The 25,953-nt window shown below is 56.7% G+C and carries 20 protein-coding genes and 3 pseudogenes; 12 read left to right on the top strand and 11 right to left on the bottom strand.

Going from position 1 to position 25,953, the window contains the following annotated elements:
* The first annotated feature begins 2 nt into the window (after positions 1 to 2).
* A complete protein-coding gene (locus ACVIN2_RS28665) occupies positions 3 to 203 on the top strand; it encodes a hypothetical protein (RefSeq protein WP_456768143.1) in 201 nt (66 codons plus the stop codon).
* A gap of 77 nt (positions 204 to 280) precedes the next feature.
* A complete protein-coding gene (locus ACVIN2_RS28670) occupies positions 281 to 652 on the top strand; it encodes an SPW repeat domain-containing protein (protein WP_456769895.1) in 372 nt (123 codons plus the stop codon).
* A gap of 156 nt (positions 653 to 808) precedes the next feature.
* On the opposite strand, the pseudogene ACVIN2_RS28675 reads toward ACVIN2_RS28670, so the two are convergent.
* Positions 809 to 964 (bottom strand): annotated as a pseudogene (locus ACVIN2_RS28675) (hypothetical protein); the annotation flags it as partial.
* An 812-nt stretch (positions 965 to 1,776) separates the two neighbouring features.
* Here ACVIN2_RS28675 and ACVIN2_RS28680 point away from each other — a divergent pair.
* The 3 genes from ACVIN2_RS28680 to urtA all read left to right on the top strand — a co-directional run bounded on the left by ACVIN2_RS28680 (position 1,777) and on the right by urtA (position 6,933).
* Positions 1,777 to 2,754: a hypothetical protein gene (locus ACVIN2_RS28680; protein ID WP_456768144.1), complete on the top strand. Its 978-nt coding sequence runs from the start codon at positions 1,777 to 1,779 to the stop codon at positions 2,752 to 2,754.
* Between the two features lie 1,003 nt (positions 2,755 to 3,757).
* Positions 3,758 to 5,656: an adenylate/guanylate cyclase domain-containing protein gene (locus ACVIN2_RS28685; RefSeq protein ID WP_456768145.1), complete on the top strand. Its 1,899-nt coding sequence runs from the start codon at positions 3,758 to 3,760 to the stop codon at positions 5,654 to 5,656.
* A complete protein-coding gene (urtA, locus tag ACVIN2_RS28690; protein WP_456768146.1) occupies positions 5,653 to 6,933 on the top strand; it encodes an urea ABC transporter substrate-binding protein in 1,281 nt (426 codons plus the stop codon). Before ACVIN2_RS28685 ends, urtA begins: the two co-directional genes overlap by 4 nt.
* Before the next feature lie 83 nt (positions 6,934 to 7,016).
* Here the strand turns inward: urtA and ACVIN2_RS28695 are convergent, their stop codons facing one another.
* Both ACVIN2_RS28695 and ACVIN2_RS28700 read right to left on the bottom strand, forming a co-directional pair.
* Positions 7,017 to 8,015, bottom strand: a complete 999-nt coding sequence (locus ACVIN2_RS28695) for a helix-turn-helix domain-containing protein (protein WP_456768147.1) — start codon at positions 8,013 to 8,015, stop codon at positions 7,017 to 7,019.
* Between the two features lie 955 nt (positions 8,016 to 8,970).
* Positions 8,971 to 9,192, bottom strand: a complete 222-nt coding sequence (locus tag ACVIN2_RS28700; protein ID WP_456768148.1) for a hypothetical protein — start codon at positions 9,190 to 9,192, stop codon at positions 8,971 to 8,973.
* Here ACVIN2_RS28700 and ACVIN2_RS28705 point away from each other — a divergent pair.
* On the top strand, positions 9,179 to 10,354 hold the full coding sequence (locus ACVIN2_RS28705) for a helix-turn-helix domain-containing protein (protein WP_456768149.1): 1,176 nt from the start codon (positions 9,179 to 9,181) through the stop codon (positions 10,352 to 10,354). The genes ACVIN2_RS28700 and ACVIN2_RS28705 overlap by 14 nt on opposite strands.
* A gap of 165 nt (positions 10,355 to 10,519) precedes the next feature.
* On the opposite strand, the gene ACVIN2_RS28710 is transcribed toward ACVIN2_RS28705, so the two are convergent.
* The 7 genes from ACVIN2_RS28710 to ACVIN2_RS28740 form a co-directional block, all read right to left on the bottom strand.
* Complete coding sequence (locus tag ACVIN2_RS28710) at positions 10,520 to 10,867, bottom strand: hypothetical protein (protein ID WP_456768150.1); 348 nt, start codon at positions 10,865 to 10,867, stop codon at positions 10,520 to 10,522.
* A gap of 173 nt (positions 10,868 to 11,040) precedes the next feature.
* Positions 11,041 to 11,358, bottom strand: a complete 318-nt coding sequence (locus ACVIN2_RS28715) for a hypothetical protein (RefSeq protein ID WP_456768151.1) — start codon at positions 11,356 to 11,358, stop codon at positions 11,041 to 11,043.
* An 879-nt stretch (positions 11,359 to 12,237) separates the two neighbouring features.
* Positions 12,238 to 12,702, bottom strand: coding sequence for a cysteine rich repeat-containing protein (locus ACVIN2_RS28720; protein WP_456768152.1), 465 nt, complete (start codon positions 12,700 to 12,702; stop codon positions 12,238 to 12,240).
* Between the two features lie 94 nt (positions 12,703 to 12,796).
* Positions 12,797 to 13,282: a DUF992 domain-containing protein gene (locus ACVIN2_RS28725; protein ID WP_456768153.1), complete on the bottom strand. Its 486-nt coding sequence runs from the start codon at positions 13,280 to 13,282 to the stop codon at positions 12,797 to 12,799.
* A 56-nt stretch (positions 13,283 to 13,338) separates the two neighbouring features.
* Entirely contained in the window at positions 13,339 to 14,061 is a 723-nt protein-coding gene (locus tag ACVIN2_RS28730) for an outer membrane protein (protein ID WP_456768154.1), read from the bottom strand.
* Between the two features lie 150 nt (positions 14,062 to 14,211).
* Positions 14,212 to 14,901, bottom strand: a complete 690-nt coding sequence (locus ACVIN2_RS28735) for a hypothetical protein (RefSeq protein ID WP_456768155.1) — start codon at positions 14,899 to 14,901, stop codon at positions 14,212 to 14,214.
* A gap of 234 nt (positions 14,902 to 15,135) precedes the next feature.
* On the bottom strand, positions 15,136 to 15,483 hold the full coding sequence (locus ACVIN2_RS28740) for an HdeA/HdeB family chaperone (protein WP_456768156.1): 348 nt from the start codon (positions 15,481 to 15,483) through the stop codon (positions 15,136 to 15,138).
* Positions 15,484 to 16,174: 691 nt separating this feature from the next.
* Between ACVIN2_RS28740 and ACVIN2_RS28745 the strand changes: the two are divergent.
* Positions 16,175 to 16,588 (top strand): annotated as a pseudogene (locus ACVIN2_RS28745) (haloacid dehalogenase-like hydrolase); the annotation flags it as partial.
* 217 nt (positions 16,589 to 16,805) lie between these two features.
* Here ACVIN2_RS28745 and ACVIN2_RS28750 read toward each other — a convergent pair.
* Positions 16,806 to 17,864: a SphA family protein gene (locus tag ACVIN2_RS28750; protein WP_456768157.1), complete on the bottom strand. Its 1,059-nt coding sequence runs from the start codon at positions 17,862 to 17,864 to the stop codon at positions 16,806 to 16,808.
* A gap of 273 nt (positions 17,865 to 18,137) precedes the next feature.
* On the opposite strand from ACVIN2_RS28750, the gene ACVIN2_RS28755 reads away from it, so the two are divergent.
* From ACVIN2_RS28755 to ACVIN2_RS28775, 5 genes and pseudogenes are all read left to right on the top strand, one after another.
* A complete protein-coding gene (locus ACVIN2_RS28755; RefSeq protein ID WP_456768158.1) occupies positions 18,138 to 19,091 on the top strand; it encodes a helix-turn-helix transcriptional regulator in 954 nt (317 codons plus the stop codon).
* Positions 19,092 to 19,470: 379 nt separating this feature from the next.
* Positions 19,471 to 21,065: pseudogene (locus ACVIN2_RS28760) on the top strand (arylsulfatase).
* Positions 21,066 to 21,086: 21 nt separating this feature from the next.
* Positions 21,087 to 21,620, top strand: coding sequence for an HdeD family acid-resistance protein (locus ACVIN2_RS28765; RefSeq protein WP_456768159.1), 534 nt, complete (start codon positions 21,087 to 21,089; stop codon positions 21,618 to 21,620).
* A gap of 105 nt (positions 21,621 to 21,725) precedes the next feature.
* Positions 21,726 to 22,703, top strand: coding sequence for a formylglycine-generating enzyme family protein (locus ACVIN2_RS28770; protein WP_456768160.1), 978 nt, complete (start codon positions 21,726 to 21,728; stop codon positions 22,701 to 22,703).
* A gap of 463 nt (positions 22,704 to 23,166) precedes the next feature.
* On the top strand, positions 23,167 to 24,882 hold the full coding sequence (locus ACVIN2_RS28775; protein WP_456768161.1) for an arylsulfatase: 1,716 nt from the start codon (positions 23,167 to 23,169) through the stop codon (positions 24,880 to 24,882).
* Positions 24,883 to 25,953: the final 1,071 nt, after the last annotated feature.

Genomic DNA, 25,953 nt, shown 5'->3' on the forward strand with positions numbered 1-25,953 from the left:
CCATGTTCGACGCCGAAACTACCGCCATTCTGCGGGCGGTTCTCGATGAGGTTTGCGTGAGCATCTCCCGCTGCGAAACCAGCGCTCGCACATATGTCGCCTCCAAGCTTCTTGAAGCTGCGATGGCCGGCGATGCTTCGGTTGCCAATCTGAAGCACGTCGGGCGAACCGCCCTCGGCGAAGCTCCCACAATGTGGCGCTAGAGTTGGAGTGAGGCTCAGGGAACCAGCAGCTCGGGCCGACCGGGGGCCGCCTTCAGCTCGACAGGCCGGAGACCGCAATGCGCTTACTTTGCACGTCTATCTACGGAATAGCCGACTATGCGGTGGGGCTGGTCGTGCTGCTGCTGCTGCCCTATCTGTACGACATGCACAGCACACCGAAGACCATCCTTCTGCTGCTTGGCGGAAGCGCCCTGGTCTATAGTCTTTTGACTGACTACGAGCTCGGCCTGTTGCCGGTCATTCCGTTCCGATCGCACCTTGCCCTGGATCTGCTGTTCGGGGCGTTCATGATCGCTTCAAGTATGCTCATCTCTTTTCCGCAGAGCAGTCGAATGGTGGTTTCCAGCCTCGGCGTACTCGCGATCCTGGTAGTCGTTTTGACCGGGAGAGATCGAGCGGATCAGGGCCCGACCAAGACCCGGACTTGATCTCGCTGCAAAGGTCCGCAGCTTCCGCCCCGCCGGCTCCGCAACCAGGTTGAAAACTGCGGCTATGGTAGGCGGTAAGCGATCGTGTCGTCGCCATACCGCGCGCCGAGAGCTCCGTGGCCGCCGGCCTGATGGTGAGATATTGCGGCCTTGGGAGCCCATATAAGTCATTGGCGTTGCCTGGCCGACAGCGGCGAGACGATCGCTCCATAGCTCCTTTCCGGTGCTCAGGTCGAATGCGCGCGAATACTGGTCCGTCCTCGCGGCCGGCGACCTGGCGAACATGGGAAAGCACTTCTTTAGCTCGCCCATTATGATCGCGACTGTGGCTGGATGGCCGCTGGACTCGCCAGGGGCGGATCTGCAGTGATGAGCTTCATCGCCGCAAGCTCATCGGGTTGGAAAACAAAGAGCTGGTCGTGTGGTGTCTCCATCGCGTGAACCCATACGCGTGGGTTTACCCCCATTTCGACGAGATAAGCCAAACACTGCGCGGACGTTCGCTGCGCAAGGCTCATCTCGTCAGTGCCAAGCCCTCCAGCGGCGGACTTAACGGCTGCAATCTGGTGCACGCCCATGAGCCCCCTCGGGTCGACGCGGCGCTCCACGCCTCCTGATGGCAAAAGGTGGGCGCCGGCGGCCCTTCCGTGTCGCTCTTAGACACAGGAAATCTCCCGCGCAACGCTATCGCTAAACGAAAAGTCAGACCCTTCACTCTCCACGTCAAATGCTGAAAAGCTTACACGCAACGTGTTTCCTATCTACCTATCTACGAGACTGGCTCTGGTCGTCTGGTCCTTTACGGCACCGCCGAAGGCCTCGACCCCACAGCCCACAATGGCCGGGTGCGCTGGACATTGGGAGCCGCCGCAGTCGACGCCCCGCTTGCAACAAAATGATTTGACGCCAGGAACTCCTGTATTCGGAGGTCTAAGTGTCTCCGTTTGGAGTGAGTCAAAGGCAGCGATCCACACCGGACGCAATGACTACTCTGCCCCGACTACAGGGCGTGCCGCTGCACTTGGCCAGCTGACGCTAAAGGCCAGAATCAGACATTAGAGCCACATTGGACAAGCTATTACGTTCGCTCCATACTGCCGCAGCGATCAAAGCGGCCGGTTGGGATGACAATATTCATTTTACGAGCTCGCGCCAAAGGGACGGCGCAAGAGCGACGTTTTGCCGATGTGGTTCGATCGTACTGTTGCCTGATGCTTTTGCCGGCTTTGGTATGTCTATCCGGTCCCGCCCTGGCTCAGGATCCTAGCGACAGCAATGGCGGATCCGGACCGACTTCGTGGCCTAATGTTTATTTTGACCTGAGAACGAATTACGCCACGGTGCCCGCCGGTACTTTTTCGATCGGCTTCAGCGGTCCTTCGCTGTCAACGGCCTCCGCGGCGCTTCGAGCAATCTCGGATCTGTCGAGATCACCGCGACTTTCGAACTTTCCGGCACCATCGTCGCCTTCAACCCGAAGCATCGCACTTGACGTTCCGCTGACGGTCGACGTTAGCGACGCCGTTTCGTTGTATGGCGGGTTCACGGCGAGCGCTTTGCAAAGTGGGACGTCTGACTGGTCCTCCCTTGCGATCTCTAGCTGGAACGTCGGTCTTCAGGCTGACCTTTATCAGCAGAATGGCGGATCCATACCAACGATTACACTGCAGGCCACCATCACGAGATCGGTGCCGGATTCTGCGCTTACGACGACGTCCTTCAACAACATTGTGGAGTTCGACTATGCCCTGAACGAAGAAGAGACTAAAGGGTTGCTGGCCGGCGTCCAATACACGAGAATCAATGTCGATTCTCCTTTAGCAACGATCAACCCGAATACCATCGGCTATCTTGGTGGCTACTATCAGTGGCCCGACAACTGGAAGTTCACCGGCCGCGCGGGCGTCCAATCATTTGGCGGAGCGCAACTGCTGAACCTGGCGACAGTGCCGTCCTTTACTCAGCCAATTGTACGGTTCGACCTCGACCGTATGGACGATAACGACAATCGCCTGTTTGGCGTCACAGCCCAGATTGCATGGACACCAAAGCCCGCCTATCAGCTGACGATTAGAACGCCGCTATACTTCGTCAGAAACTGAGACGCCGGGCGGCGCCATCTTGTTGACGACGCCGCGCGGCGGATACCCTCGGCCTGAGGTCAATTAGGCGACTTAACTTATTGCAACCAGTGCGCCTGCTTACCAGAGACGTCCTCGCGTCCTCAGTTCGCAACGTCCGGACGCAGTCGTCAGCCGCTAGACAACCGGTTACAGTCGCGCAATTTCCTTGCTCAGGACGAAAGCGACTACAGTGCAGGAAAACGCGGCCCTGAGGGAGCGCCTGCTTCCGCTCTACAATGGATGACCTATTGGCAGAGATGTCGAAGGCCATCAGGACCCTTAAAGTAGGTGCCGGGTCGGCAAACGATGCCATTGCGAGTGGCATAGGTATTCCAGTTGCCGTGCCAGCCCATCTCGCCGGACATGGCGTAGGAGTTACCCCATCCGCCGACCGCAGCACCTGCTGCCGCAGCGACCGGCTGGGTAGTGACGTGCCGCGTTGATGGCCGGTGCCGATAGCCGGAGGTAGGGGTAGCGCCGGTCCCAAGGCCCGTGCAGCTTGCGAACTCAGCTTCGCACGTGTCCGGATTGGAGAGGGCCGATTGTGCCGATGCAGCAGAGCAGGACAGGGCTGATGCCACAATCACTGACGCGCCCAAAACTCGTAGATTCATCATGGCTTTCTCCTAGTGATCGCTCGTGGCGCGAAATTTCCACGTGAAGAGGGTATCAACAGGTGCGGGCCTGGCTATGCTACTTCGGCCAATCTGCGCTGCAAAATTCGGGCTGCTTTGCTAGTTCTCTCCCCATGCTGGGGGAACGACAGCAGAGGGGGACAATCACATCAAGCGCACCTCTTATCCTGCTCGTGCACTCGTCTCATCGGCGATCACGACGGTCGCCTTAGGTCGAACGAGACGCCCCGGGGCGGGCCGAACTGCAAAACCGAAACTGTTCAGATCAAGCCAACGTTGTTGCCGAACTAGCATAGTGGCGAGAGGTAAGCTCCCCTAGTCTAGCTTCAAAGTAGCGGTGCGCCTGCATGTTCACGTTCCGAACGTCGATAACGCTTGCTGTGGCGACCTTTGTGGCTGCGCTTGCAGGTTTGTTGATTGCAATTCAGGTTCGATCTCTGCGCTTAGCAACGCATGAAGCGGCTTCAGCCTATATGGACGCAGCAAGCGCCAAGGCTTTGGGCCGCTTGCATAGTGAGTTGAGCTCGATCTCTTCAATTGTGAACGTGCTTGCTACTAGTTCGAGCGTAGCGGATTCAGATGACCGATCCGAAACGGGCAGGGCGATTCCCCTGTTCAAGGCCGCTCTCCACGAAATGCCGCAGATGGACAGCATCTACGTCGGCTTTGCGAATGGCGCTTGGTTACAAGTGCGGCGCACCAGCGATCTCACTGAGGACCAGCGCGCAAAGCTGCGAGCACCGGTGAATGCTGACATGGTGATCAATCTTGTCCGGCCGACGGCGGCAGGCGAGCTGCCGATGCGCCGGTTGTTCCAAGATCGGCAGGGCAGCGAAGTCGACGAAATCGATTTCTGGAAATACGGCTACGATGCTCGTACGCGGCCCTGGTATACCCAGACGATGAAAATCGGCCGCACCTTTGTCAGCGAGCCGTATCTTTCCTTCAATCTTGGCGCACCAGTGATGACTGTGGCTGCGCCCTTGCAGGGCAAGGTGACCGGCGTGCTCGCGGCCGATCTTAAGCTCGATAGCTTCAGCGCTTTCGTCCAGGCCCAGCGCCCGGGACCACATGGCAACGCAACGATCTTCGACCAAGCTGGCTCCCTGATCGCCCATCCTGACTTTGTGGAATTACTCGCAAATGCGATGAACGATCCCACACGATCACAGCTACCAAACATCGGTGAAATCAAAGCTGGACTCGTTGCCTCTGTGCTGCGGATCTCACGCAACCTCGGCGTGGACGAAGGCTCCTTCGAAGATAACAAGGGCCAAGGTTATCTTTTTCGATTGACAAGTTTCACTTTGAGCGATGGCTACAGCGCCAGCATATTGCTGCTGGCGGCCCAGGATGATTTTGTCCAGAATGTCAGGAAAGTACAGTTCACTGGCTTGATTTTGGCGATCGTCGTCGGCGCGGCCTTCATCCCGATGGTCTGGATTTTCGGCAATCGCATGGCCCGTTCCTTGAACGCCATTGCCGCGCAAGCCGCAAAACTCCAGAACCTGGCTCAGCCCGATCCGGTGCCAGTAACATCCTACATTGCAGAGATACACGATCTGGGCAGTACTGTAAATTTGGCGCAGCGTGCAATATGGTCGTTCGCGCACTTCGTTCCCAAGGAGATCGTGCGCGGCGTGCTGGACAACTCCATCTCAACTAGGCTCGGAGGGGTCAAGCAGGAGATAACGTTGATCTTTACAGATGTTCAGGGGTTCACAACGATAGCGGAATCGGTCGACCCCGACTTGTTGATGAAACAGACCTCGCGCTACTTCTCGGCCCTGACCCAAGCCTTCCTAGCCGAAGGTGGCACAATCGACAAGTTTATCGGTGACGCGATGATGGTATTCTGGAACGCGCCCGCTCCGCAACCAGATCACGTCGCTCGTGCCTGCCGTGCGGCACTGGCGGCCAGAGCCGCCGGTGAACGACTCAACGCTGAGTTCGCAGCGGAAGGGTGGAAGCCCTTCATCACTCGGTTCGGTATTCATGTTGGGGAGGCCGTCGTTGGAAATGTCGGATCGACTGAGCGAATGAACTACACAGCTCTCGGCAACACCGTGAACCTTGCTGCTCGGCTCGAAGGACTGAACAAGCAGGTCGGTACGACAATCTTAGTGAGCGAAGCCGTCTACTCGCGCGTTCGCGACCAGTTTAGATTTACGACCTTCGATGCGGTCATAGCGAAGGGAATGTCCACTGAAACGCGCATCTATGGGCTCGACGGAGCGTCCGCATGAAATTCGCTTCGATCTGGCGGGCCTTGCTGTGGGCGATGCTCGCTCTATCTGGTCCGTCGGTTCATGCTTCCGAAGAGACCATCAAGGTGGGCATTCTGCATTCGTTGTCCGGAACCATGGCGATCAGTGAGTCCGTTCTCAAGGACACGGTTCTGATGATGATCGCGGACCAGAACAAAAAGGGTGGCTTGTTGGGGAAAAGATTGGAGCCGGTAATCGTGGACCCTGCTTCCAATTGGGAAGCTTTCGCCGAAAAAGCTCGCGAGTTGCTCACGTTGGACAAGGTTGCAGTCGTATTTGGCTGCTGGACCTCCGTGTCCCGAAAATCGGCAACACCCGTTTTCGAACAGTTGAATGGCCTGCTCTTCTATCCCGTTCAGTATGAGGGCGAGGAGAGTTCGCGGAACATCTTCTACAGTGGCGCCGCGCCGAGCCAGCAGGCAATTCCGGCCGTTCGATATCTAATGAGCAAGGAGGGCGGCCAAGTTCGCAGGTGGGTATTGCTCGGCACCGACTATGTCTATCCGCGGACTACCAACAAGATCCTAAGCGCCTATCTGTTCAGCGAAGGCGTAGCTCCCGAGGATATCACGACGATCTATACGCACTTTGGGCAATCAGAGTGGCGCGAGATTGTCGGAAGGATCAAAGCGCTCGGTTCGGAAGGCAAGCGGACAGCTGTCATCTCAACCATTAATGGAGACGCCAACACCTATTTTTACCGTGAGCTGATTGCTCAACAGATCAGCGCCACGACCATCCCTGTTATGGCGCTCTCGATCGGAGACCGCGAACTGCATCAAATAGGCGCTGACAGGCTGGCTGGTCAAATGGCGGCATGGAATTATTTTCAGTCTATCAAGTCGCCAGAAAACAACGCTTTTGTCAAAATGTGGGCTGACTTCAACGGCCAGCGTGACAGCATGACAAATGACCCGATGGAAGCCACTTTCGTCGGTTTTCGAATGTGGGCCCAGGCGGTCAGCCAAGCCGGCACTGTTGATGTGAACGCCGTCCGTCAAGCGATGTATGGTCAGCGAGTGAAAGCGCCGAGCGGCTTTGAAGTTGTGATGAACACCAATCACCATCTGTCCAAGCCGGCCATGATTGGTAGGATAAATTCTTCAGGGACGTTCGACGTAGTCTGGCGATCGATCTCGCCGATCAAACCGTCGGTTTGGAGCCGATACATTCCCGCAAGTGCGAGGCTGACAGCCGACTGGAGTTTTCCTTGGGTTTGCGGGGGGTGCGCTGAGCCCACATTCAAGGACTGGTGAGAAGGTCTTGTACGCACTTGATCGTCGGAATCGAATGAGCTTGTCCGCTTTCGCCGCGGAGCAGCGCGATCCTTAAACTGCCGTCAGTCGCTGAAGGACACGGCTGCTGGAGAGGTCGGACGATCGAAGACATAATTGTCATCCGCGAACCGGCGCAACGTGATCGAGGGCGGTTCTCCGAACATCGTTCGGTATGCCGCCGAAAATCGCCCCAGTTCCCAGAAGCCATGATCGGTGGCAATCTTTGTGACTGTCGAGCATGAAGGATCAGCCCTGAGCAGCGCTCGGCGAACCAGATGCATTCTTCGCAGAGTTAAATAGCGGATGGGTCCCATCCCCAGATGTTCTTCGCAGGCCACTCGAAGTGTTCGCTCGGCCACGCCGATCGCGTTGCATATCTCGGCTAAGTACAAGGGCTGCGCCGGATGTGCTTCGAGAAATGCCTCGAACCGCGCAATCATCCGTCCGTGGCGATGGTTAGTGCCTTCTACTTGCGACGCTAAGCCCTCAGTGAGGCACTTGATCATAGTGTAGGTTATGTTCTGCTCTAAGGCCCGAGCCACCTCTGGGAGTTCGAGAAGGTCTGGTGTCGTGATGGCCATCTTGCCAATCAGTTGGTGCTGTTGTTGCAATTGCCTCATAAGATCCGAACTTGGCCGGACCAAATATTCCAACTCCACTCCAGAAAACTCGTCACCCGCGATCGCCTTGCACGCCGCCTCGAAATCGTCGGGAGTCAGTGACATCGCTCCGAAGTGGCAGTCGCCTTCGGTTCTATGATGCACTACGTCATAGTTGCAGACGACGATTTCGTTGAGCGATAGGTCCCTGCCGCGATGCAGAAAAGTCGGCTGTTCGCCGGTAAGAAAGGCAATAACTCGTCGACCAGAGGTGATTTGACTCGTGTAGACTTGCGGCAGCGTAACGTCGAACCGTTGCATCATCAGCCGACTGAAGGTCACCTGCGTCAGTTCGGCGCGAAAATCCCCCTTTTTTGTTAGCAGCAGTTTGTTATCCGATCCGCGAATAGACTCCTGGAAAGGGAACGGATCGTCAAAATTGAAAACACGACTCCAGCCCATTGGTGCTCAACACTGTTCGATGCTTGAATGCTTCTGGAGATCTAATTTCTGGTCCCTGCGAATGTATTTGCCCGCTCGAAATCATATGTGCTCGCAGAGGGGCTTCACTTCACCAACCGATGGCGCAACAACCTTTTTACACACGCAAAACGTGCGGCAAAACTAAAACGGGAGAAAGACGTTGACTATGCAGAAACGGCAGAAAAGGCGCTGACCCCGTCTCGAGGGGCCGTGTTGATGGTGGCTAACTTAAGAGCTTATAGTTTTACTATTGAGGCATCACTCCAGTCATCGGCGGTATTGTCAACCCGGATATAGCAATAGCCGTACGGCCGATAGCCGCCGTTTGCGCCTCGCGCGTCTTGATAGATCCGGCGCTGTTTACCGCATGCGTCCAGTTGGCTGACGCAGTTGAAGTCTCTAGTTTTGGGCAATCCATTGAATTGGTTTCGTCTAGATGAGCGAGACCTAAATGCGTTCCGATTGTGTCGTTAAATGTTTCCTGATGGCTCTGCGCTCGCGATCGGATCTCACTAGCGGAGAAAAGCAAAATGTCGGCTCGCACCGTTCGAGCGCTCGCCGCATCTACTATCGGTCGGCGTTGGCGCATTGCTGGCCGTTTCAAGCGAAGCATCGGCATTGCGCGCTGGTGGTTTTCACGCCGGCGGTGCCGCCGCAGGTGCGTACTATAGGCCAGGTGCTACGCTCCCGGCTAAAATGGCGCTGCCGTGCCGGCGGCCTGTGGATACGGCTCCTATGATCGCTGCGTACCCACGCCATAGTCGCTGCACCAAATGTTGGACTTCGGAAGAGCGTAGGCAAGCAGTGCCGCTCGTGCAAAATCCTGCAAACGAACATCTAAGTCGGTAGATAGAAACAAGAAGTCAAGCGTTATTTAACAACGGAGCAAGCGATGCGCCATCGGGTGCTAAGCCGCCTTACATGCAAAGTGAAGCTAGTTTGCGCGGCACAAAACCATTCGCTTCATCTGGCCCAGGATCCCGTAAGCTTCTGCGAGCTCTAACAGGCGCTCCTTCCGATGTCCGCGTAGCATGCCTGCAGCTTCCTGGAGGAGTGCCTGCGCCATGTCGTCGCACTGCTCAGCACTCAAGCCCTGCTCTTCGTCGCGCATCATAGCCTCGCGATCAATTTCGTTGATTCCGATGGCGCGCTTCATCGACATGTCGTTCCCATTTGAAGCGTTATGTCACGGTTCAGTCACATGGACTATGCAACTGCGGCAGTTTGTTCCAAATTCCCGATTCTGCCGAATTTGCATAGACATTCTGCCGGTTAGCCACGAGGATCGCCTGCTCTACAGCCTTCGCGTGTGGCGTTTGTGGGAGGGCAAAATGCCTTGGAGCAAAGTCCTCGTATTCAAAGATCCGGTTCAATACGCGACGAGCGTACGTTCCGCGGAGATACAGATCTTCCCAACGACCAAAGGCGATTTTCGAGCTGAGTTGACGCAAGTTACATTGAGTGAACTGTGGATGCAGCGCTTTGCGGAGTGCTTGCCCCGCGTGCACAGAGGGACGATTAGCCCAGGCCGTCAGGTGTATACGTTTCTGACCAGCGAACAGCCCGAGGTCCACAGCCGGGGGCGACTATTATCGCTGGGAGAAATGTGTGTCCACGATTATGACGTGCAACATGTCAAAACCTCCGGTGAATACAGGTTTGGGGGGGTCTCCCTAAGACCAGAGGCGCTGGCTAGGAGCTGGAAGTCGTTGGTCGGATCCGAATTCAGTCCGCCCAAGGGCGCGCGCTTCGTACGGCCAAATTCAGGTTTAATGAGCCGATTCCTGAACCTTCATGCGATAGCCGGAGGATTGGCGAAGAGCGCACCCGACCTTTTCACACAGCCAGAAGTGGCTCACGCGATAGAGCAGCATCTGCTGCACGCGCTGATAAACTGTTTAGCTGATTGTGAGGCCTCCAACATCGGAACAGGTTTGCTGCGCCACGGAATCATCCTCGGACGTTTCGAGGAGTACTTGGAAGCAAATCCAAATACTCCGCTGCATTTGAGCGAAGTTTGCGCTGCCATTGGGGTGGCAGAGCGAACGCTTCGCGCCGCATGCGAGGAACACCTCGGGATGGGACCCATTCGATATCTGACGTTGCGGCGAATGCATCTTGTCCGCCATGCCTTGCGGCAAGCCGCTCCGGATGCAAAGACCGTTACCCAAGTGGCGACCGCGCACGGGTTCTGTGAATTGGGGCGGTTCGCGGTAGCTTATCGGCAGATGTTTGACGAATCACCAATTGCAACCCTCCGGAAGACACCAGACTCTCGACAGGAAAAGGTAAGCCGTCCCTTGAAGCTAGTGTCGTAAGTTCGTCAAAGGCTCCTTCGAAGAGCGGCGGGCGCAGAAGCGCTGGCGGTGCGCTGCGATCGGTTTATCGATATGATGGGATGCAGGTCCAAAAACTGCATTGAGGTGCCTCGGTATCGGGACATCCTTCTTGACCTTCTCCAAATGGGGAAAATGAATTTGGAATTAGGAGGCCGCGCAACTGAGCCGCGCGAGAGGTCCGGAATTGTAGATAAGAAACATGTCGCCCGTATAGTGGAAGTATTCTCCAACGAATTCCTTTCTCACAAACTTGAGCTGGATCTTGTTGTTGCTGGTAACACGAGTAGCGAGTTTGTCGTTCCCAACGATCAGCAACAACTTGTCCTTGCCGCCCAGAGTGACGTTCAAGTCGATTGGTTTTGGTTGAATTGCCGGATCTGGCATCTGTTGAACGAGTTGACCCTTGCACAAGAATTGCTGTTCTGCGGCATAGCTTGGCCCGACCATTGTCATCAGCATGGCTACGCTCACCGCCAATTGAGTTGCTTGCATCTTGGCATCCTTGAAATTCGAAAGAAGAATTCAGCCCTTATCGCGGTCTAGCCGGATGCGTCCGATCTCACCAGCAGAGAACCGCTTTTGGTACTGATGGTCAAACCAACCGCAGTGATAGCCGACTTGTCAGGTCCTATGTGGACCAATACGTGGGAAGCGCTATGTGAAGATCAGGGTTTGAGGACCCACTGATCCATTTGGAGGCACGTCAGCAAACTGACGTAGCTCGGCGTACCACCCACGGCCTCCTGGCCAGCGCAGCTTTCTCTCTGCGTCACTGACATTTTCGTCCAGAGCGCACTAAGCTGGCGTCGCGCCTTTTGCTCATCATTGACGCAACTCTTGAGAGACTGACCGACCGAGAGCCCGGCTGTAGCTGCAAGGTCGAGCTTGCAGCTCCGGGCCATGTCGAACTTCGGCACGTTATCGGCTACTGGGACAAGCAGTTGCGCACCCAGGATCATCATCGAAATTGAGATCGGCATCATGGCACCCCCGGTTAGAGTTGCTCCGTGAACAGCTCCTCCGCAGTTTGTATCCTGTTGTGGCTTTGGTCTATGCAAAACCGGCAGGTTCAGGTCCAAAGGCGCAGTGTGTGATGCAAAACAAAACTGCAAGTCCGCCACCGACCTTCCAAGTTGTTCAGCTAAAGACGTCTCCTTGCACAATCCCCAATCGAAGTTGGACGTGTAGGCGATCTGTTGTGCCCCTCATCTTGCTTGTCGTTGCGGAGAAGGGGCGTCGACGCACGCATCCGAGCTTGGGCGAGCTCACCTTAATCACCTTAATAAGTATGTCGGTTCAGCCTATGCAAAGCCGGCATTGTCACGGCAACGAGCATTCAGAACTCGTGCACGTTGCTCCACGGGGAACCGCCACCGAGAAGGATGAACGAAGTTTATCCCATGTTATAGCGCAAGCTTCCCCTCGATGGCTTAATCGCGAGCACCGCCAGAAGGGTAGCCAGCGTGAACACATCGATAAACGTCAGACCCTCGATCGAAGATCAACATCTGACTTTGGAGGAGTGCGACGAACTCTCGCAAATCCTGATTCGAGACGCCGCAAGCATGCAGGATGGACCGCAAAGACGGAAGCTTTTGGAATTGGCGGAGTGTTACGGGGGCTTGGCGCGGCTTAAGAAGCTGGTTCTTGGAAAGGTGTATTGATCGTGTGCCGGGTAGGTACGGTTTCCATTCCCAGCAAACCAATACTGACTTGTCTAATCTTCAATAGTCGGTTTCGTCTCGCGCCATTGGAATTCTGAACAGCCCGAACGGTTCGGTGCGAGAGCAAAAAGAGCTCGGGTCGTTTCTCCGGTTCGTTGTCGGACACGGAAGTGCTTCTGCGCTTTGATCGACGATGTGCTATTGAGACGACATGGTCTCGACCCTCTGAATGGCTTCCACGCAACTCGCAGACGCTGTCGATTTATTAGACAGCAGACAAGCGGCTATTCGACCTTGGCCGGGCACTATTTTTCCGCATGTTCCGGTTATCTCGGCTTTGCACGCAATCACGGCGTCTTTCAGAATGTCCGCCGTCGTTTGCACGCTCGTCGCCGCTTCCCCAAGTTCAAACGCGCATTTAGGGCTGATCTTGTCTTCATGGGCTTGCATACAATAAATCATGCGCCCTTCACCAGGCGTTACTGTTTTGCAGTACTTTTTGATATCGCTTGCGCAGGCGCTCTCAAGCTTCGCCACCCTGGCGGTCAGCTTTTCCAAAAGGGCCTTTCCGACGTCAGTCTGCGCGGAGGCGTTGCCAATCGACGAAATGGTCAGGCACAGGAGAGCCCCAAGGATGATGATTGATCTGACTATCATTCTCATCGATACGTCCTCTGATGACTGGCTCCGAACCCTGCTTGCATTGAACTGGCTGCAGGCTCGTGATGAAAGTTGAGGGATGTTCTTTGCCGGTAATTCATTGCGCCAATGACAGCGTGAGGCTTGAAACTCCAAGCGACAAATTGATCCCGAGCGAGCCCTCGAGGGAGAGCGGCTGCAAGGCGATCGAACGCCCCGTTCCACCGAACAGCAGATTGGCGCCGACCCCGACGCCGACGCCAACGGCACCACTCGCGCCCACATACGTGCCGGATAGCGCTCCGCGGCGTGGACCTGCTGTGGGTGCAAAGACTCCCCACGCCATCGCGCCGCCTGCCGTGATCCCGATATCGATCCCGATAGTGCCCATTACACCAAGATACGCTTCGGGTGGATAAGGGCCATTGGGTGCGAAGCGGCATGCCATTCGCTGGCGGGATCCAAAGATCAAGCCGATGGAAGGTGCCATTTTGCACGTGAGGGTACCCACGCTAACTCCGGGAGGTGGCTGCTGGGCAAACGCAGGTGATACAAAGACCGCGGCGAGCCCCACCAGCAACAGCGTGCCTATATGTTTGAGCATGATGAAATCCCGCGCTGCTGTTAATACTCGATGGCTTAGCCAGGTTCAAAAACGATTCAGAACTTATAGCCAAGGCGAGCCGTGACCTGGTTGTTGCTCAGCTCTTGCTTAAGCCCGATGATTCCAAGATTGAGAACTGGAATCGGATACACCAAGGATCTGGATTGATACTGCGAGTAGCGATACTCAAGGCCCGTGAACCAGTTGTTTGTGATGGCGTAGTCCAGCCCGGCGCCGACCGTCCAGCCCACGCGCGTGCCGTCGCCGCCGACTGAAATGCCGGTAAAGGGAATCGAGGTCTCGATGAATGCGAACGCCGCTCCACCCGTCACATAGAGCAGGGCGCGGTCGGCAGCGTAGCCGAGCCGGCCACGTATCGAGCCGCCCCATTTGCTATGCGCCGTAAGGAAATCGCCGGTGATGGCGGTGTAGCGTATAGCGCCGACCGTCCATCCCTGAAAATCGCCTTCCACGCCCAACACAAACTGACCCGCTTGGTAGTTGTAGCCAGTGAGAATTCCATAGGTCAGGCCATCCTTACGCGAGCCGGATGTGAGCAGGAATGGAGTCCCGGGCAATAGTGCGCCGGTCGTATATTGCGGGTTCGTTTGTATCCACCCCAACTCTCCACCAACGTAGAAGCCGCTCCATGAAAACGCAGGCGCATAGGCGATCGGCGCGAGTGGCTCCACTCGACCCGGGAGGTCGGCAGCAGATGCCGATGCGCTAACGGCGCCGGTCGCGGTGGCGAGGAGAGCGACACGTGCTAAACGCCACATGAGCTGGTCCTTATGAGTTGAAGCCGTCCAGTCTTTTGACGGAATTCGTGAGGAGCATTCGGGGAAGCCGAGCGGTTGTCAGGATTCCGCGGCTGCGGCAATGGGAGCCGAGCTCCGAAGGAAAGAGGGTTTGTTCTCGGTAGTGCGTCTTCAATAGCAAGGCGGGTAGGGGTAGTAGCCGCAGGCCGGAGGGGGCGGATACGAACGATAGTAGGGTGCGGCATAAGCGGCCGCCCCATATGCGGCAGCCCCTGCGGCGCCCGCGTACATTGCGCCGCGGAATGCTGAACGGCGAGCAACTCCGGCAAACGACAGCGGCGTCAGCGGTCGCCCGATAATATCGATAAAGATCGCTGCCGCTCCGTCGGCGCCGGCGAGATCACCTTCCAGCGTCTGCACGGTGAAAGTCAGCTTGTCACCCTCGAGCTTCGGGTTCTTCAGCACCACGACCGCATCCTTCACTGAGCCGTCCTTCGCTATGACGGACACTGTCGCATTGGGCGGGTTCTTGGCGAAGCTGTCCTCTCCTGATCCCCATTCTGCGATCACGTCGGCGGTCGCCTGGTGACCGGCAGCTCGTATTGGGCGATCGGCGAAAATAATCGAGCTCGGCGTGACGCCAGTCAGAACGAGATTATCTCCCTGAAGCGTCGCGCCGCGGGAGTTCATCACGAAGAGCGACGGGACGATTTCTGGTTTGACGGCCGCGGCAGGAGTGCCGATCGTTTTCATTGAGGATGATGTTGGAGCAGCCTGCCCAAACGCGCCGGCGATCCCTGTGAACGCGACGGAAACGCCCAACAATCCTGCGAGCGCAGCAGTCTTGGTCTTGCTCGTCATATCGCCCCCTTGTTGTCGACGTCTTCGGACGTACTCTTCCACAATTTGCGTAAGGCGTCCCGACGCTCGGGACGACCATGGAACAGCACTATGCGTTTGACTATGCAATTCCGGCGATCGGAAGGGTAATTTTCTCCCGCCCATCAATTCTGACGCGGAATCTGGGGACGAAGGCTGTCGCAAAGACCACGTGCTCCACCTCGTGAATCTAGAAAGATGCGGTCGAGAGCAGTGTCATTTGAATCCGGCCGAGAGCCTCTCTTGCTTGAGCATGACGTCGATGGCCTCAATGATGCGTATTTGAGGATTTGCTTTGCAGTAGACGATCACCTCATGCTCGAGCTCTTTCGATCTCGCGATATTGAAGTAATGCTTCTTGGCGAGGCCGTTGTACCAGCCGCTATACCAGGTGGTGAGCCGATCGGCGTCCCCCTGCCAGGTGCCCGCGAGCGCGGCGCAGGTCAATGTTTGGACGTCGATGTATCCGTTTGCATCGGCGTATGCGGTGAGGTCCGTTTGTGCCTGGGCATGCGAGTCTGCCGCCAAAAGCATTGTTGTCACTATAAGGAGCATCTTGCGCATGTTGGCCTCTTTGGAGTGGTAAGGCAGTCCGCGGTGGTCGGCATCGAGATCACAACAAACTGGCCTGTCTGCAACTCGCTTCGCTTCGTGGACATCGGCCTTCGCGGCTCAAGATCGGGTGCGACAGAACTGACTTGATTCATCCTCACGGATGAAAGCGTCGTTCATCGATAAGTTCTGCTTCCTCAGAATTGTCCCGGCTGAGCAGGAGGACTGGGCCAGTCTACGCGAAAGTTGTTTCGGTTGCGCCGATCAAACAAATCCTGTCGAGCGACGACGCTAGATCTCACGCGCTGAGCGGACCCAGTATCGCGGATTGTCACGGTTCGTTCGTGCCCGTCTTTGGCGAAGACTGCTAACGGCTCCGCATGTTCAAGGATGAGAATGATAGCCAGCCAGCGGGCAGTGATCATGAGCGACTCCTACCATCCTGCAGTCGGCCACATGGAGTGTGCTGTCCTCGCGCTCCAAAGCGATCGTGCCTGGAGCTGGCTTATAGCGGTGGCTTGCCGCAGTCTGAAGTTCAACGGTCAGCCGCGCTATGCACTTCCGGAAGAAAACTTATATCAAGTGATTTTGCGACAACTCCTTGTGAACGTGCCGATAGGGGAGACATGGTTCGAAAGGTTGAGCAATGTCGAGCGCCCTCGTTGGTGGCTGGTAAACCAGGGTCTGCCGAGATCCGCCGAACATGCGTCCATGGATAGATAAGGTTCACGGGGGTCCTCCCGTCCAGGTCCTAGCTCATGCATCAAAACTAGATTCGAGATGCGCGACGGAACTCCTACCCTGTTTCTTCCCGAGTTGAACTTCATCGACGACAAGGTGGGCAAGCCCGTTGCTCAACGAAGCCGTAGGCCGCCGGCCCGATTGCCGCATTCGGAAACTCAGACGGAGATCTCGAGATGCTTCAATGGACGGCCATCAGCGACGGCTTGCGCTTTGGGGCTTTCATTCATCACGTCGACTACGCGAGTACGCCTACGATCGGCAGTCGCATTCCGGGCGTCTCGACGTTGCTTTGGACGCGGCCGCTACAAATGGGTGGACGGTGATCAATATGAAAAGAGACTGGAAAGTGATTTTTCCATTCGATGCGCGGTGAAAACTCTACTCGGTTCATTCTCTCGCGCTGCTTTTTATTTGCACTGCATTCGGCGTGCCCAGGGGCAATTGCAGCCACGCAAGTCAAAATCGCGATGGCCTCAGGCGTTAAGTGCCCGGTAATGCGTCCGGCATGGCCGGCAAGCTCGTTCGATTGAGCGATTAAGGAAAGTAGGAAGGCGCGTTGAGAGGCGAAGGCCTCGGCGGCTTTGCGGGCACTACTTCGTCACGAGATGCCGGGTTGCTTTGGCGTCTGTTGCAGCAGTTGGGGAAATTGCAAACGTCAGCCAGGTATTCCAACCAGACGGCCGGTTGGCCGCATTGAATTCCCCATACACCTTAATATTTAGGTACCCCTGCATGTCGCCTACCGGAAAGATGTATCCGAACTGGGGCCCCACGCCAAGAACGCGGGATCTGAAGCCGCCAAGCAGTGGATTTCCGCCAGTATCATCTGAGACTTGCTGATAGGCGTAGCCAACGAAGCCCACAAACGCCTGCTTCGTAAGAAATTGAGCTGTGCTCCAGTCGAAATGAAAATCGATCCCGCTTTGCACCTGAGTGTCGGGATTCTTGAAATTGTAGGTAAACCCCGCAACGCCGGATATCGTCACGCCGGAAGCCGGGTTCAGGTAGGTGTAGCCGCCGCCGGCATCGATCGCTCCGTGGCCGATACCAAGGTTCGCGATGCGACTTGGATCGTAGGCGCCGACCGGAATATCGCCCGTTATATACGTCATGTAATTGTTGACGCCTGAATTCCATTTGAGCGTGATCATCGGGTAGAGATCGCCGACAGAGGTAATCGAATCTCCGATACTCCCCATCCGGGTTGCCGCGAGTCCGCCCACGTTAGCTGTCAGTGTTCCGTCAATGGTCGCGGCTGACCGGCCGAATATGCCGGTTACTCCAATCGCCAACTGACCACCAAGGACCGGCGTGCCGAAAGTGTAGGTTGGGTTGAGAAATAAGAGATCGGCTTGCGCATTCAGGCTCGCGCTGAGACTGACATTGACGGTCGGCGCGAATCTGCCAACCTGAATCTCTCTTGCCGCAGCGACGGAACCGGAAGCTGCAACACTCGTGTGATAATAGACCGCTCCCATTGACCAGCCCGGGGCGCTCTGCGGGGCCGCCGGCAGACTGTTGACTTGCCCAGGCAGCCAGAACGAGATGCCGCTTTCGTCGGCGCGGGACTCGTATGTGGTGAGGATTAGCATCGCACAGATCGCACCGGCACCGAGCTGAAAGCCCCTGATCGAACGATCACGCCGCATCTGCCCGCTCCTCGATACCTGCTTAACCCATGCTATCTGCGGTTTGGCCTTAAGCTATGCAAAATCGGCAAGAACCACAAACTGTGGGTGGTTGATGTATCGGCGCAACACTCGGAGCAAAGGACGAGTGCCTAGCGCTGGCCGTCAGGGCGTCAGAAGTTGCGAAGCAGTGCAATCGGCTTCCGAACCTGCATAGGCGGATCGTCGTCAATCAACCAAACTGCAGCCTCACGGGCCCGCGGCGCGGCGGCCATCCTCGAACGAGACGATTCGATGATCCAGAATGGAACGGCGATCTTCGTTAGTCCCGACACCTATAGTGCGGCGATTGGAACTGGAAAGGTCGAGTTCTTTGTTACAGCCAATGGTGAGTTCAAGGGACAACTAACCCACCTGAACATCGGTTGCCTGCATCTGCTGAGGGCAAAAGAGAACCTTCCACGCATCGCTTTCCTTTCCTTGCCGCAAGCCCATGTGCACATCTCGTTCTCTACAAACAGGATGCTCAGTATGTTCTGCTGTGGGGTTGGTTTAGATTTTGGCGATCTGGTTTTCCATTCCCTCGGGCAGAGGACGCACCAGCGAACGACCAGAGAAGGGGGCTGGGGAGTGATATCCCTGCCGTCAGACGAGCTTGCCGCATACAGCAAAGCTTTGACCGGTGAAAGTCTCAGAGCGCCATCTGACGACTGCGTCGTGATGCCTGCAGATGAAGCCACCAAAGTTTTGTTGAGCCTGATTTCGAAACTGTGCGACGTCGCTGAAACGGCAGGAGAGTTCTTCTTAAAAGCCTGCGCCGCTTCGATCGAGCGCGAGTTGCTCGACGCGCTCGTCATATGCTTGTCGACCCGGAATGCCGACAGGCCGTCCAACTCAAGGCGGCGCCACTCAGAGATCATGGTTAGATTCGAGGAATGCTTGGCTCGAGTAACGGAGCCTCATTTGAACCTGTCGGAGCTCTGCACAACAATCGGGGTGCCGGAGCGTACGTTGCGACTTTGTTGTGCAGAATTTTTAGGCGTCAGTCCAAGCCGCTACTACCTATTGCGGCGTTTGAACAGAGCGCGATCCGCATTGCGTGACGCTGATCCGGCATCTGCCAGTGTTTCAGAAATTGCCAGAAATCATCACTTTACCGAACTCGGGCGTTTCGCAGTAGCTTACCGCGACGTATTCGGAGAAACGCCGTCATCAACGTTGCGCCGCGTTTCCAGCAAGGAGGAGTAAATTATAACCGCTGTGCCGAATTCGCATAGCGCGGTCTGAGGGACTTCGGACAGACTAAGTTAGACGGAGACCGGAGGTTAGTGAGTAGGCAGCTCCTGTTCGCTTCTGCAACTACCCCCGGCGTTTGGAGAGGTCTGGCGTTAGGCAGCGCAAAAAAATTCTAGGAGCCAGAGCTATGAAGACCAAGGGAACGTAAAACCGCCCCGGTCGAGGCTCCGGCAAGCTACAATCTTGACCATGTGATCTAGCAGCTCAAGCAGGCCAAGCTGCCGGACGCAGCGACTAGCGAACGGTTAGTGCTCGACTGAAACACAATTGGCGGCCTCGCGCGAAGGGCCGGCCGCATGTTTCAGAATGCCGGCAATCGCAGGGACGTAAAATGGGCTTCAGCAAGATCATTCGACCAAGCCTGGTCGCACTCGCCGCCTTGGCCGCCGTCAATACTCCTGTTCGAGCGCAACAGCCGCAGAAGCCGAACATTCTCGTCATTATGGCTGATGACATCGGTTACTGGAACATCAGTGCATACAACCGGGGCATGATGGGATATCGGACGCCGAACATCGATCGTATCGCCAACGAGGGCGCAATTTTCACTGACTATTATGGGCAACAGTCCGGTACGGCCGGTCGTGCTGCTTTCATCACCGGACAGAGTCCGCTCCGTACGGGCCTTTTGAAAGTTGGGCTGCCTGCAGCCAAGGGAGGTATCTCCGCGAAAGATCCAACCATTGCCGAACTCTTGAAACCACAGGGATACGCGACCGCCCAGTTCGGGAAGAATCATCTGGGCGACCGCAACGAATTTTTGCCGACCGTGCACGGCTTCGATGAGTTCTTCGGAAACCTCTACATCTAAATGCAGAGGACGAACCCGAGCATGCGGACTATCCAACTAATCCATCGTTCCGAACGCAGTTCGGTCCGCGCGGAGTAATGAAATGTTTTGCGACCGCAACTGCGGCCCCAGGCGACGATCCCCGCTTTGGCCCTCTTGGCAAACAGAAGTGTGAGGACAACGGTCCCCTCACCAAGAACCGCATGGAGACGATCGACGACGAATTTCTCAAAGCATCAACAGATTTCATCGATCGCGCCAATCGAGACAAGAAACCGTTCTTCGTTTGGTTCAATCCCAGCCGTATGCATATCTGGACTCGTCTCAAGCCGGAATCGCAAGGCAAGACCGGACTAGGCATCTATCCAGATGGTATGGTCGAACACGACGGGCAGGTTGGCCAACTCCTGAAGAAACTCGACGATCTCGGCATTTCCAACAACACGATCGTGATCTACACGACCGACAACGGCGCTGAAACTTTCAGCTGGCCCGATGGCGGGACCACTCCGTTCAAAGGCGAAAAGAACACCAACTCGGAAGGCGGTTATCGAGTCCCCGCGATGATCCGTTGGCCCGGCCTCGTCCCGGCGAAAACCGAGATCAACGAAATTTTCTCCGCGGAGGATTGGGCGACGACACTGGTCGCGGCGGCCGGCGAGCCCGCGATCAAGGAAAAGCTGCTCCAAGGCTATGACGCGGGGGGCCAGAACTTCAAGGTTCATCTTGACGGCTATGATCAACGCGACCTGCTGGCGGGAAAGGGTCCCGACAAATGTCGAGAATTTTTTTACTGGACCGATGACGGTGACCTTGCCGGGCTTCGCTTCGAGCAGTGGAAGGCAGTTTTTCTCGAGCAAAAGGCCGAAGGTTTCAGCGTCTGGCAACAACCGATGGTTCAGCTCCGCCTCCCCATGCTGTTCAACTTGCGCTCCGATCCGTTCGAGCGCGCCCAACATGAATCCGGCGACTATGTCCGATCGTTTATCGAGCACGCGTTCGTGGTCGTGCCCGCGCAGGCCATTGTGGGGCAGCATCTAGCAACTTTCGCGCAATTTCCGCCTCGGCAACGACCGGGTTCTTTCTCCGTCGAACAAGCGATGGAGAAGCTCAGGCTACCGCCGGCCAACAATTAGCAAATCTCGGGAGGTTAGGTCATGACGAACATCGCCGTCCTGCCACAGCAGTCCAGCATCTGGTGGGTTTTCCTCCTGCAAGGTTTTGCCGGTGTCATCCTGGGCCTTATGCTTGTCACCCAGCCCGGTGCGACGATCCTCGCGCTCACAACGTTTTTGGGATCTTACTGGCTCATAACGGGCTTGCTTGCATTCGTCCAAGTCTTTGTCGATCGCTCAACCCCATGGATATGGTCGTTGCTCAGCGGGGTCGTCGGCGTTCTCGCGGGCCTTTTCGTACTACGGCACCCGCTCGTCGCCGCATTGACTGTGCCGACGGTGCTTGTGCTCATTCTGGGTGTTCAAGGACTGGTCATGGGTGCATTGCAGATCATTGCCGGCCTCAAGGGTGGTGGCATCGGGCCGCTTATCCTGGGAGCGATCAACGGCCTGGTTGGTCTTCTGCTATTAGGGTCCCCGATAGCAGCCGCATTGGCGGTGCCGGTTGTCTTTGGTGCGCTCCTCCTTATTCAGGGGGCGGGATTGGTAATCCTGGCCTTTCGAGTTCGTAGCTAAGGCTTTTTTCTCTTCGCGGGTTTGCGGGTTCTGCCGAATTCGCATAGTGCGCACGGCGCTGGGCGGGCACTCTGCTGCTGAAGTGACCGTCAAGATGGAAGTCACATGAATTCTGCCCGCCAGTTTGATCTCAGGCGCCCTGTTGACGATTCGCCGCATCCAGAGATGGTGCGCGTCCCGGCCGGTACGTTTCGGATGGGCTCGGACAAGCATTATCCGGAAGAAGCGCCCGCCCACCGCGTCGCCGTGGACGGTTTTTGGATGGACCGGACCCCTGTAACCAATCGCCAGTTCCGCGACTTTATCAACGCGACCGGCTACGTGACCTTTGCCGAGATAACTCCAGAAGCGAAGGATTATCCAAACGCATTGCCGCGTATGCTCAAAGCTGGCTCCCTTGTCTTCACTCCGCCCAAAGAGGCCGTGGATCTGCGTTACTGGGGCGAGTGGTGGACATTCGCCTTCGGGGCCAACTGGCGGCGGCCCAATGGACGGCACAGCAATATCCGTGGCCTCGAGGATCATCCCGTCGTCCACGTCGCATTATGCGACGTAGAAGCATACGCAAAGTGGGCCGGGAAGGATCTGCCGACCGAAGCCGAGTGGGAATTCGCCGCGCGAGGCGGATTGAGCGAGGCGGAGTTCGCATGGGGCGACGAACTGACGCCTGCGGGCAATCACATGGCAAACACCTGGCAAGGTAACTTCCCGCATGAGAACCTCGCGGCTGACGGCTTCGAACGTACTTCGCCGGTGACCGCTTTTCCGCCGAATGGATACGGCCTGTATGACATGATCGGCAACGTCTGGGAGTGGACGGCCGACTGGTATTCGTCGAAGCACGACGCCGATGCGCCTAAGGCTTGTTGCGTTCCGCAAAACCCCCGCGGAGGCGCGGAAGCCGGGAGCTACGACCCGCGCACCCCAAATATCAGCATTCCAAGGAGAGTGCTCAAGGGAGGCTCACATCTGTGCGCGCCGAACTACTGCCGACGGTATCGCCCGGCAGCCCGCCATGCCGAGCCAATCGATACTTCGGCGAGCCATGTTGGATTCCGGTGCATCTCCAGGACGAAATCCTGATGAGTAACCATCGCCTAGCTTGCCACCATCGATGCATCTGATGCTTCTCGACGGATGGGCTACTCCAGCGGTCGTGTCGGCCTATCTCTGCGCTTCCGACGAGCAAAATGTCTTCAGGCCAGGCATCATCCAGTGTGCTGCCTCGCTTGTAAAGAAAGGCTAACGTTTTAGCGTGTGGCGACGCTGACGTTCATCCCTCGACCGCGAACGGTGCGATGTCGCATTCGTCCATCGCTCTTCTGATATGCCGCGACTGTCGGAGGATGTCGGCTGTTGGCTTTGAGCCCTCAACGCGTATGTGTTCGAAGCGGCTGCCGTTTGTGCATAGTCGATCGCTGGAAACATAGTCAAAGTGCAGTATCGGCATCAGCATGTCGGATCACAAAATCTGATCTGCGGTGTGTGATTTCGTGCAGTTGAGTTAGCGCCCGTTAGGGATGGTCAACAGGGAGAAGAACTCGTCATGAGCGACAAAAAGGCGTCCGAGAAGTCAGAACTCGCTACCGCGCCGAGCAGCGCAGGATTGAAACGCCGCGAATTGCTGTTAAGCGGCAGCTCTCTGGTCGCGGCCTCCGCGCTCGCAGCCGTCGGGTTGACGAGCGCTGCCCAGGCGCAGCAGGCGGCGACAGCGCCCGCAACTGCGGCCGCCGGACAGAAGCCCAACATCGTTGTCATCATGGGCGACGACATCGGCATCTGGAATCTTGGCGCTTATCACCGCGGCATGATGGCCGGCCGGACACCGAATTTGGACAAGATCGCCGCCGAAGGCATGCTGTTCACCGACTATTATGCCGAAGCGAGTTGTACGGCCGGCCGCGCCAACTTCATCACTGGCGAGCTGCCGATACGCACCGGTATGACTACGGTTGGCCAAGCCGGCGCTCCCACTGGCCTGCCGGCGCAGGCGGTAACGATCGCTCAGGCGCTAAAAGGGATGGGCTACGCGACCGGCCAATTCGGGAAGAACCATCTCGGTGATAAGAACGAGTTCTTGCCAACCGTTCACGGCTTCGACGAATTCTTTGGCTATCTCTATCATCTCGACGCGATGGAAGATCCGGCACATCCCGCCTATCCGCAGGATCTGCTGAACACCGTCGGTCCGCGGAACATGATTCATTCATATGCCACCAGCGTTGACGACGCGACGGTAGATCCACGCTGGGGCAGGGTAGGCAAGCAGAAGATCGAGGACGCCGGAACGCTCTATCCGAAGCGAATGGAAACTGTGGACGACGAAATCCGCGACTTCTCGCTGGCGTTCATCGACAAGGCGAAGGCTGAGAACAAGCCGTTTTTCCTGTGGCTCAACCCGACCCGCATGCACATCGTCACTCATCTGTCGCCGAAATATCAGGCGTTGCGCAACTCCAAGAACGGCTGGACGATCCATGAAGCTGGTATGGCGCAACTCGACGATGACGTCGGCATCGTCATGAAGAAGCTGAAGGACATGGGGGTCGACGACAACACCATCGTCATCTTCACGACCGACAACGGCACCGAAGTGTTCACCTGGCCCGACGGCGGACAGACGCCTTTCGCGCAGAGCAAAGGCACGGTGATGGAGGGCGGCTTCCGCGCGCCAGCAATGATCCGCTGGCCGGGAAAGGTGCCGGCCGGCAAGGTTGAAAATGGCATGATCTCCGGCCTCGACTGGTTCCCGACACTTCTTGCTGCCGCGGGCAATTCCAACATCGCCGAAGAATTGAAGAAGGGCAAACAGATCGGCGATACCACGTTCAAGTGCCATCTCGATGGTTACAATCAGATGGATATGATCACCGGCCAGGGGCCGTCGAAAAGGCACGAGATCTGGTACTTCGGCGAAAGCGAGCTCGGCGCGGTTCGCATCGATGACTACAAGTTTCGTTTCATCGACCAGCCTGGCGGTTGGCTGGGCGACAAAAGCAAGCCGGATGTACCCTACATAACCAACCTCCGCCTCGATCCGTTTGAGCGCACGGGGTGGCCAAACAACGGGACCAAGGAAGGCGCGCAGCAATATTTCGACTGGTTCAAATACGAATTCTGGCGCTTCGTATTTGTCCAACAACAGGTTGAAAAGCTGGCGATGACCGCGATTGAGTTTCCGCCGATGCAGAAAGGCGCGAGTTTTAATCTTGAGGCTGTGAAAGCGAAGATCGCTGCAGCCCAGGCTGCAATCGCCAAGTAAATTGAGCTTCGGTTGATTAACTTCGACGGGTGCCCCGATAGCGAGGCGCCCGTCGTTTCTTTGTTCAAGCTAATCACCTGCGGACGCCTGCGGCAGCGAACGGGTCAGCTCTTGGTCCACAGCAGGCGTATTCGGCCTATCGAGCGGAGTCGGGTTTAGACTTTAATCCGGACATCTCACGACTTGCTCAATGATCCAGCGGGCCTAAGCGGGGTCGACATTCATCGTGAGCCCATGTTCGAGTTCTGAGCGACGGCTTGTCTTCACCGGTGGTCCTGTAGCGCACGATGCAGGCTGGGGAAGGGGCTGGCCAAGTACTTCGTTATACGCAACCGAGAAAAGACCCTGCTTCCCCGACTCGTGGGTGGTAGCATCTGTGCAGCTGGTGACGACGCGCGCCTCGGACAGGATGTCTGCTCGTCTCGATCGTCAGCGAGAGAGGGGGAGGGGATGAAACGAGCTGGGCCGAACAAAGCTCATGGCCAGTACACTTCCGGGCTTGGTCTGTCCGTTCCTATGGCTATGCAGCCAGTCCAAGGGAAAACCCGGCAGCGAATCTAGACCTAAAAAAGGCCAGCAGTCCGCGCCGGATACGGCAAGCACTGTCAGACGCTGCGTCCGCGCGATCGCTCAAGAGCGCTGATCGGGAATTTGTGCAGACTGCATCTGCACTAAGCCGAAGCTCTCGCTGATTCACCCATGATGCTTGCACGACACCTGCGGATGAACGATTCTGCCACGTGATCCCTTGAGGCCAAACACCAAGGCTGGGGAGAACCCGATCCGCAGGAGATGGTTCCCTGACCGAGCTTTGTGAATGTTCAGGCAAATTTCTAAGCAATAACAACTTACTAGGGCACTGCGCCCGTTCAGCAAAAAGTGATATTTGTGCAACATCCGTCCAAAAACGCGCCATTCGGGCTTCATCCGAGGCACTCTGTCATTGATTGATCGGAGGTCTTTGCCTCATATCGTGAGTGCGACGGAGGGGGGCATCCCAAGGTCGTCCCGTTTAGGTCTTTCGCTTAAGTCCCTCGCGTTCCGCGGGTGTGTCCAAAGGCGCGAAGTGGC

This window comes from Bradyrhizobium sp. USDA 3650 (assembly GCF_054057395.1).